Here is a 2368-nt window from a genome sequence, read left to right as displayed (position 1 = left end):
CCGACGAAAACGTCCGCCAACAGCAACGCTTTATCGCCGATGCCGCACACGAATTGCGCAGCCCCATGACCGCCCTTTCCCTTCAGGCAGAGCGGCTCAACAATATGCAGCTGTCCGCCGAAGCGCGTGAGCAATCCGCCCTGTTGCAACAAAGCATACAGCGCAACCGCCACCTGCTCGAGCAACTCCTTTCCCTCGCACGCGTCCAAGCACCCGAAATCCAACGCCCCAAGACCTTGATCAGCCTGCAAAACCAGTTCCGCCGCGTCTTGCAGGAACTCATGCCGCTGGCACTGGCCAAAGGTCAAGACATCGGCGTTGCCGTTGAAAACGACTGCCAAATCCACGCCGACGACACCGAAATCTACACCCTCATCAAAACCTTTACCGATAACGCCATCCGCTATACCCCTAAAGGCGGCCGCATCGATTTGGGCTTTGATGAAACCGCAGAATACCTCAACATCTGGGTGGAGGACGACGGCCCCGGTATTCCCACAAGCGAACGCCAACGCGTTATCGACCCCTTCTACCGCATTCTCGGCACCGAACAACAAGGCACCGGACTTGGTCTGTCCATTGCAGACACCATTGTCAAGCGCCATCAAGGCCGTCTGAAACTGACCGACAGCCGACGCTTTGACAGCGGCTTGCTGATTATCGCCGAGTTGGATAAAAAGACGCTTTAAATGATTACCCCGCCCAAATTGGTTTATCTAGCTTTAAGCCGATGAATCAAAACGCTTTAAAACCAAAGGCCGTCTGAAAATGACTTTCAGACGGCCTTTGGTTTTAAAGCAAACCTACTTCATTCCTCACAAATATGGCTGCAAGGTTTGGCGGAGGATTTCCATATCGGTAATTTCGGTGATATTGGCTTTGCCCAAGTATTCCAAGCCGACAAAACGCATGATGCCGCTGCTGACTTTTTTGTCGTGGCTCATGTGTTCAATCCATTTTTCAAAGGAGAAAACAGGCGGCGCAGACGGGAGGGAGGCGGCATCCATTAAAGCGGCAATGCGGTCGGTATCGGCTTGTTGGGTTTTGCCCAAGATTTGCGACAAACGGGAAGCGAGGATGCAACCGGCGGCAACGGCTTCGCCATGCAGCCATACGCCGTAGCCCATTTCGGCTTCGATGGCATGGCCGAAAGTGTGGCCGAGATTCAGCCATGCGCGGATGCCCTGCTCGGTTTCGTCTTGGGCAACAATATCGGCCTTCATTTTGCAGCAATGGTAAACGGCTTCCGCCATTTTTTCTTGATGTTGCGCCATCAGATCGGCCATATTTTCTTCCAACCAGGCAAAAAATTCGGCATCGCCCAATGCGCCGTATTTGATAACTTCGGCCATGCCTGCGGAAAGTTCGCGCTGCGGCAGCGTTTGCAGGGCGGTCAAATCGGCCAGAACGGCTTGCGGCTGATAAAATGCGCCAATCATGTTTTTACCGAACGGATGGTTGATGGCGGTTTTGCCGCCGACCGAGGAATCAACCTGGCTGAGCAATGTGGTCGGTACTTGGATAAAAGGTGCGCCACGCTGATAAGTCGCTGCGGCAAAACCGACCATGTCGCCTATCACGCCGCCGCCCAAAGCGATTAAAGTGGTTTTGCGCTCGGCACGGTTTTGCATCAGGCCATCGTAAATCAGGTTGAGCGTCTGCCAGTTTTTATATTCTTCGCCGTCGGGAAGGATAATGCTGAAATGCGGCACACCCAGTCTGTCTAAGGCCGTCTGGAGCTGCTTGAGATAAAGCGGCGCAACGGTTTCGTTGGTAATGATGGCCGCTTTTTTGCCTAAATAGGGCTGAAGCAGCGTATCGGCCTGCTCAATCAGTTTATGCCCGATAAAGATGGGGTATTGATGGGACGGGGTTTGGACAGTCAGGGTGCGCATGGTGTTCCTTTGTAAAGCGTGTTATTCGCTCAATATTTCAATCAGCCGTTTGAGCGTTTTGTGGCAGCTGTCGGATTCGATGACGAGATGGGCGGTTTGACGGTACAGCGTATCGCGCTGGTCATACAGCTCTTGCAGTTTGGCCAACGGGTTGGCAACTTGCAACAGCGGCCGGTTGCTATCGTAACGGGTACGCTCCAGCAAGGTTTCGGGGCTGGCATGCAGATAAACAACCGTGCCGTTTTGGCGCAGAATCTGTCTGTTTTCACTGCGCAACACGGAGCCGCCACCGGTCGATAAAACGATGTTGCGCCGGGAAGCGAGCTTTTTCAGCATATTGGTTTCGCGGTTGCGGAAGCCTTCCTCCCCTTCCATCTCAAAAATGGTCGGAATGGATACGCCCGAAGAAGCGCAGATTTCGTAGTCGCTGTCGTAAAACGGGCATTCAAACATTTGGGCAAGCTGCTTGCCCA

3 protein-coding genes are annotated in these 2368 nt (G+C 53.4%); 1 reads left to right on the top strand and 2 read right to left on the bottom strand.

All coding sequences use genetic code 11. The features are described 5' to 3' along the window. Nucleotides 1-689 (top strand): sensor histidine kinase (locus ACTHUE_RS15700; protein WP_440423949.1); only part of this gene is annotated, 689 nt, incomplete at its 5' end. 126 nt (nucleotides 690-815) lie between these two features. Here ACTHUE_RS15700 and aroB read toward each other — a convergent pair. Next, a complete protein-coding gene (gene aroB, locus ACTHUE_RS15695; protein ID WP_070607142.1) occupies nucleotides 816-1895 on the bottom strand; it encodes a 3-dehydroquinate synthase in 1080 nt (359 codons plus the stop codon). Between the two features lie 21 nt (nucleotides 1896-1916). Continuing rightward, on the bottom strand, nucleotides 1917-2368 hold a 452-nt coding region (locus tag ACTHUE_RS15690), incomplete at its 5' end, for a shikimate kinase (RefSeq protein WP_440423948.1).

The organism is Neisseria sp. P0021.S005 (assembly GCF_051956955.1).
Note: the sequence above shows the minus strand (reverse complement) of the source record. Positions and strands in the feature narration are given on the sequence as shown.